This window comes from Microcoleus sp. LAD1_D5, from assembly GCF_036702115.1.
Classification (GTDB): Bacteria; Cyanobacteriota; Cyanobacteriia; order Cyanobacteriales; family Microcoleaceae; genus Microcoleus.
Genome location: NZ_JAUBSA010000021.1, coordinates 76,074 through 82,831 on the forward strand (window position 1 = coordinate 76,074; position 6,758 = coordinate 82,831).

At 48.0% G+C, this 6,758-nt stretch carries 6 protein-coding genes; 2 read left to right on the forward strand and 4 right to left on the reverse strand.

The features are described 5' to 3' along the window. On the forward strand, positions 1–3,207 hold a 3,207-nt coding region (locus tag QUA70_RS11705), incomplete at its 5' end, for a calcium-binding protein (protein WP_333410422.1). A gap of 239 nt (positions 3,208–3,446) precedes the next feature. Here the strand turns inward: QUA70_RS11705 and QUA70_RS11710 are convergent. The 4 genes from QUA70_RS11710 to QUA70_RS11725 all read right to left on the reverse strand — a co-directional run bounded on the left by QUA70_RS11710 (position 3,447) and on the right by QUA70_RS11725 (position 6,391). Continuing rightward, a complete protein-coding gene (locus QUA70_RS11710; RefSeq protein ID WP_333347123.1) occupies positions 3,447–4,880 on the reverse strand; it encodes a hypothetical protein in 1,434 nt (477 codons plus the stop codon). A 594-nt stretch (positions 4,881–5,474) separates the two neighbouring features. Beyond that, positions 5,475–5,720 (reverse strand): hypothetical protein, encoded by a 246-nt coding sequence (locus QUA70_RS11715; protein ID WP_333347125.1) that lies wholly within the window; start codon positions 5,718–5,720, stop codon positions 5,475–5,477. Positions 5,721–5,731: 11 nt separating this feature from the next. Next, positions 5,732–6,004 (reverse strand): hypothetical protein, encoded by a 273-nt coding sequence (locus QUA70_RS11720; RefSeq protein ID WP_333347128.1) that lies wholly within the window; start codon positions 6,002–6,004, stop codon positions 5,732–5,734. A gap of 81 nt (positions 6,005–6,085) precedes the next feature. Then, on the reverse strand, positions 6,086–6,391 hold the full coding sequence (locus QUA70_RS11725) for a hypothetical protein (RefSeq protein WP_333347130.1): 306 nt from the start codon (positions 6,389–6,391) through the stop codon (positions 6,086–6,088). A gap of 14 nt (positions 6,392–6,405) precedes the next feature. Here QUA70_RS11725 and QUA70_RS11730 point away from each other — a divergent pair, with 14 nt between their 5' ends. After that, complete coding sequence (locus QUA70_RS11730) at positions 6,406–6,555, forward strand: hypothetical protein (protein ID WP_333347132.1); 150 nt, start codon at positions 6,406–6,408, stop codon at positions 6,553–6,555. The last annotated feature ends 203 nt before the right edge of the window (positions 6,556–6,758 follow it).

Below are 6,758 nucleotides of genomic sequence, written 5' to 3' on the forward strand. Positions count from 1 at the left end.
GACACTTTATCAGCCCAAGCTGGCGATGACTATTTGTTTGGCGAAAACGGCGATGACATCCTTGATGCCGGCGAAGGCAACGATTCCCTTTATGGCGGTGACGGCAAAGACATTCTTGATGCCGGAATTGGTAATGACTATCTCTGGGGTGGTCAAGACGATGACACTTTATCAGCCCAAGCTGGCGATGACTATTTGTTTGGCGAAAACGGCGATGACATCCTTGATGCCGGCGAAGGTAACGATTCCCTCTACGGCGGCGATGGCAAAGACACCTTGTTCGGTCAAGCTGGCAACGACTTATTGCAAGGCGGTTTCGGCGACGACTCACTCTTGGCAGGCGAAGGCAACGATACCCTTCTCGGTCAAGCTGACAGCGACACTCTGTACGGCTTTGGTGGCGATGACATCCTGGAAGGCAACTCAGGAACAGACCGACTTTTTGGGGAACTCGGCAACGACTCCCTTGACGGCGGTACTGAAAACGATACCCTCGAAGGTGGCGACGGTAACGATTTCCTAGACGGTGGCGAAAATAATGACAGTTTGTTCGGACAAGTCGGTAATGATACGGTTATCGGCAACCGTGGCGATGACATTGTTGACGGCGGTTCCGGCAATGATTTGCTTCAGGGTAATCAAGGGCGCGATCGAATTTACGGTCAATCCGGCCTCGACACTCTCCTCGGTGGCGACGATAGCGACACTCTCTGGGGAGGCGATGACAGCGACAACTTGCTGGGAGAATCCGGCAGCGATAACCTGTTCGGCGGTTTCGGCAACGACCAACTCGACGGCGGCGAAGATAATGACAGCCTCTACGGGGAAGGTGGCGATGATACCCTAGCTGGCGGAACAGGCGACGATTTCGTAGATGGGGGAACCGAAAACGATACTCTCTCCGGCAATGACGGCCGTGACAAATTATACGGCCGCCAAGGCAACGACTTTTTAGAAGGCAATGCCGATAACGACCAACTGTGGGGTGGCGATAACGACGATACGCTGTTAGGACAAACTGGAGACGACCAACTGTGGGGTGAATCGGGCAATGACAGCCTTGATGGTGGCGAAGGGGCCGATCGACTTTTCGGTCAAATCGGCAAAGATACCCTCTCCGGTAACAATGGCGACGACTACTTAGAAGGTGGCGCAGACGACGATAGCATGACTGGGGGCGCTGGGGGCGATCGCATTTTCGGAAATGACGGCAACGACTTCGCCGACGGCAACAGCGGCGACGACTACATCGACGGCGGGGCGAACAACGATACTTTAGCAGGGGGAGAAGGGGGCGATCGAATTTTCGGTCAATCCGGCAACGACAGCCTCGAAGGTAACGACGACAACGACTTCCTCGATGCAGGTACCGGCAATGACACCCTCTGGGGCAACGACGGCGACGACGAACTCTACGGCCGCGAAGACCTCGATTTCATCGACGGCGGGCGCGGCAACGACCAAATCTACGGCGGAGATGCAGCCGACACCCTCCTCGGACAAACCGGAAACGACAACATCGACGGTGGTTCCGGCGCAGACTCGATTCTCGGCGGCGACGGCAACGACAACATTTGGGCTCAAGCCGGCAACGACTCCATTTTTGCTGGCGCCGGCAACGACAACATTTGGGGCAACGAAGAAGACGACCTGATTTTTGGAGAAGCAGGCGAAGACAAAATCGACGGCGGTTCCGGCTACGACACCATCGACGGCGGCGCCGGCAACGACCAACTGTTCGGCGGTACGGGCAACGACCAATTATTAGGAGGTGCCGGCAACGACAAAATTGACGGCAGCATCGACGACGATAAACTCTTCGGAGGTGCCGGCAACGACTTGATGTTTGGCAGTCAGGGGCAAGACACCATGTTAGGTGAAGTAGGGGAAGACACCCTCTACGGTGGCGACGAAACCGACCTGATGGACGGCGGCGCCAGTAACGACATGGTTTTCGGCGACTCCGGCGACGACACCCTCACAGGCGATTCCGGCGACGACACCCTCACAGGTGGTGGTGGCAACGACTGGATGGGCGGTGGTAACGGCGACGACTTGATGTTCGGTGAATGCGAGGACGACACCATGCTGGGAGGTGCCGGTAAGGACACCCTTGACGGCGGTTGTGGCAACGACTTGCTAACCGGGGAAGCTGGCAGCGACTACCTGTTGGGCAACGAAGGCGATGACAGTCTCGATGGTGGCAGCAGTAATGACACCCTCGATGGCGGTAATGGCAACGACTTCTTAAATGGTGGCAGCGGCAACGACAGCCTTAACGGTAACGATGGCGATGACAGTCTCTACGGCGGCGAAGGTAACAACGTGCTCAAGGGCGGAAATGGTCAAGATTCGCTGATTGGAGGCAGTAGTTCCGACATATTTGTGCTATCACCAAGTTCGGGACTTGATAACATTTTCTACTTCCAGGCCGATCGCGATTACTTCGGACTCTCACAAGACCTCACTTTTGACCAATTGCAAATCGTTCAAGGCGGCGAGAATTATACTAACGATGCTTTGATTAGCATCGCAGGCACCGGCGAACACTTAGCTTGGGTGAAAGATACTCAATTTAGTGCGATCGACAGTTCTCGGTTTATTTCCATCACCCCCGGAGCCCCGCTGCCTGGAGTTTTCAATACTCCCTCGGATACCGATCTTTTAACCGGCGAACCTGTTGATAGTAACGATGTTCTAAGTGCGATCGACAGCGGTTCTAACACTAGCTTATCCAGCACGACTACCGCATTAATTAGTCAGCCAAACAGCACGACTACCGCAGTTATTAGTCAGTCAAATAGCACGATTACTGAATCAATTAGCCAGTCAAATAGCACGACTACTACTCTAGAAAGTGCCAGCCAGCCACTGGTGACAATAACTACTAATCCAGCTATTTCAACACCAACTGCTGCCACATCTACCACCGATGACATCTTGCTAAATGGCGGTTCAATTCCAACCCTGAATAGCTTTAGTGGCATCGATGATGACATTCTCATCTACGACTCTAACAGCTTGTTAACATCTCTAACCAACGCTCAAACTCAGCCAATTCTGCCTTTGCAAGCGACGAGTGTTGGTAGTGCGATCGCTCCTACTGCTAATCCTTATGGTCAGGAAGCTGACCTCTTACTCAATGCGAATCCGAGTCCTATTCAGCTACCAACAAGTAGCGATTTAAGTGGCACTTCTACCTTGTAGTAATTGTAGGTTTGCTTGAGGGCGATCGAATAGATAAAAACCCGGTTTCTTCAATAAACCGGGTTTTTATTATTGGTTATTTTCGGTCTGCATTACTATAGCTATCTTCTAGAAGTGCCAGTCTAGTAACTTAGTGGTCTAACGGTATAGTTGAGCAGCAGCAGACAGCCTCAAACTTAGCACCAAGCTCTGTTGGCTGTCCGCTCCAACGCAGTGTTATACTGCTGGTCGATCGGACATTACTCTCGCTCCAGGTATTTCTGGATACAATGTACAGCACCCAATCCACGAGCTAGCCTGTGGAAGTTTGGTAACATTGTCACCTCAAAACCGAGGTCTTCCCAGATCTTCTGGTTTCCCTTGTCTGCATCCTGTAAGTATTTGTAGTCTTCATAACCGTAAGTTGGTAACCACACGCGCTTACTGGATTTTGTGATTTCAACCAGTGCATTATTTGCTGTAGCAAAATACCAGCTACGAAGCTCAACTTCTGTTATCCCCAAAGCACGGAGCTTAAGGTAAATTTCGGAGAGCTTCTTGTCTTGTGGACGATTTAACTCTTCGACATTTCTCATTTGCTTTGAGAAGGTAAGCGGTAATGGATTGCGAATGACAGTAAATCCCTGAGCTTTTAGGAAGCTAGCAATAGCATCATAGACGCTTTGCATAGAATACGCTGTAGCAAGTGCTGATTGCGGCATTGGTGCCATTGAAGGATCGCCCACAAGGATCTGATATTTTCCGCTTGCATCTTTCCCTGCTAGAGTCAGGAACATATCAATATGAAACAGTGGTTGGGCTGTTCCATCTCGGTTACCCTGAAACACTATATCGACGAAATACTGACCTTCTTCTTTTACCAGCACAACGTCTTCTGCAGGTACTGGTATTGAAGAACCTACGTAGATCAAATTCCTCGATCCGTCAAGGTTGTCCTTGAAGAGTCGCTGTACTAAGTTCTCCGGTGTTTCACCATCATCTGGAAAAATTGCATCACCAACATACTCTAGTGTCTTTGTTGGATAATCAATGCCAATCAACCAAAAGTCATCCCCAATTAAAATATTCCCACCTTGAAAATATAGAGGCACCTGAAAGTTTTTGATATCTGTTGCATGAGTAACATAATCTGCAATAACTGCATCAGCATATCGTAAGAATGATAGAGGTTCGACGAAGTAAGTTTCCTGGTCACTAGAGGTTGAGATAGCATAGGCATCCTGTGCCCAAATTGAGAAGCCAACATAATCTGGAGCTTCAACAACTGTAGCTGTTTTGTCTCGGTCATACATTTTCAACCAATCTTCAACAATGGGTTTGGAACCAGAGTTAACCAAGCAGACAAACCTAGTATCTTTGGGCAGGGTTTCTAGCAATTTCTTATAAATAGCTTCAAAATCCCCTTCTGTTGTCCCTACAGGGATAGTAAGCAGCATAGATTTGATTTTGCCCTCACTACTGCTCACAAGTTTGGGTAGGTGTGGTTTTGGCGGTCTTAAGGCTGCCCTAAAAGGCCAACTTCTGGCTCCCACTTTTCCTCGAATCTCATGTGCATTAAACTCTGCGCTAGCGGAAGGAGGTGCTAGAGATAGGGCAGGACTAGCTGCTGGTAAATCACGTCGAACAACACCATCATTATCAAGCAAGCTGTATAGATATGCCGATTGTTCCATAACTATTTTCCTCAATGTTATTGACCTATTGTCTGCTCAATCTATTACAGATGTTGAGCATATTCATTTTCATTTCTATACTTAGCGTCCCAATTCCGGAGAGTTTGAAGACCTCTAGTTTGGAGGCAGCTAACTTACAGCAGATTGCAGGTTTCTGAAGTACACCCGCTTATGGAACAATCCCCGCAAGGATAAGGCTTAGCCTAAGTCCCTACCTGCGATTTTTATGTACCTCACTTACCTGAAATTTGCTGTATAATTGTTTCGCAGTTGCAGTACAATACTATTTCAGATCGACTTATCCGGAACATCTGCGGTTTAACTGTGAACAGTCTGAACAACTTCTGCTCAGCCTTAAATTAAAGAATAAACCACCCCGATCGCCCCATCGGTGAAAAAAAGTGACATGATTTTATAAAAACTTGTAAATGGTAAATTGTCGAGCTAGAGGAAAGAGCGATCGCGCGTACTTGCAACCTTGAGGACAGCTACAACTCATCGATGTCACCAACCCGCCTTCTGTAAACTGAATAACAAGTTCTTGCTCATCCAGCAAGGCACTTCCAAGTAAAGGTCGCCTTCCTGTCGCAATGACTAGGACTTCTCGCTCTTCACTATCCCAAAGGACGATCGCGCTTCGTGAACTGGTAGCAAGACTTCACTATTATCTGCCAAATTTGCGAGAATGTCGTGTCTAAAGGTCAAGCCCATCAATGAAACAGCTTCTAGAGGAAGACACAATTCCCCAGTGAAGCCTGTATCTATGACGAACTCAATAGGGATGCTTGAGCCATGCGGTAGCAAGAAAGTCAGCGTTACAGTTGCGTGCCTATTTGTCACAATCCCAGAAATCACTTGCAGACACGCTCCATGACACCACCAAATGAGACAGCAACGTTATATCCAATGCGAATACCAAAGAGTCGGGCGTTTGGGTGCTTCTTACTAAGGTTACGAGATGCTTGCAATCCTGTTTTATCGACTTCATAATCACCTGTCTCAATGTCGATGATGACCATCTTGCCGATGTTCTCTTCCACTTCTACCTTTTCGCGGATGGTGCTTTCATACAATTGGTTGGCACGTTGTGCAACTTCTTCACGGCTTAAAAGGATTGCCTGCATATATTGACTCCGATCGCTAGGCTTTTCTGTGAATCCATCCCTGATAGCCCACGGACAAGTAGGGTGAGCATTGCGGTTAATTTAGTAAATTTGTTTTATTTTCTTAAAAGCAACTCTAACCCATAATAAAATGTAACCGGAAAAACCTATTACTCTTGTGATGATAAAAAAAGGAAAAAACGATTGCAAAATATCAATTAACGCCCGCCAAATACCACCACGTACAAGTAGTTGTTTCCCTGAGCCGCGTTCACTTAGATAACTATAAAAACCCTGATGAGGCAATAGCAAAGCTGCTCGAACTTGGTTACAGTCCAGAACTGCGGTACCAATGGAATCCAGAGCGAAACGAATTTGATTTATACGCCCTAATTCACGACTTGCCACTAGAGGAATCGCTAATGACCGATGAAAAATGTCAGGAGTTTTTCCAGAATTTCAAACACAGCCAAATATATTCGATCGGGTGCGGTAACGCTGACCCAGATTGGCTATTTGCTTGGGGTTTTGATGACCCCCGCCGTCAATCGATTGAAGAATTGAAGAATTGAAGAATTGAAGAATTGAAGAATTGAAGAATTAACACCACGGATGAATCCGGGGGCTTGCGACCAAATTGCTTGAATGTCACGCCAAGCCAGAACAAATTGAACCTTTACCAGCAGCTACAGCATTAGCTTAGGGCTTGCTGAAAAAGTGAGAAAACAGCATTTAGAAAGATGAGTGAATTCGAGTTCTCCTCGGCAATATAAGT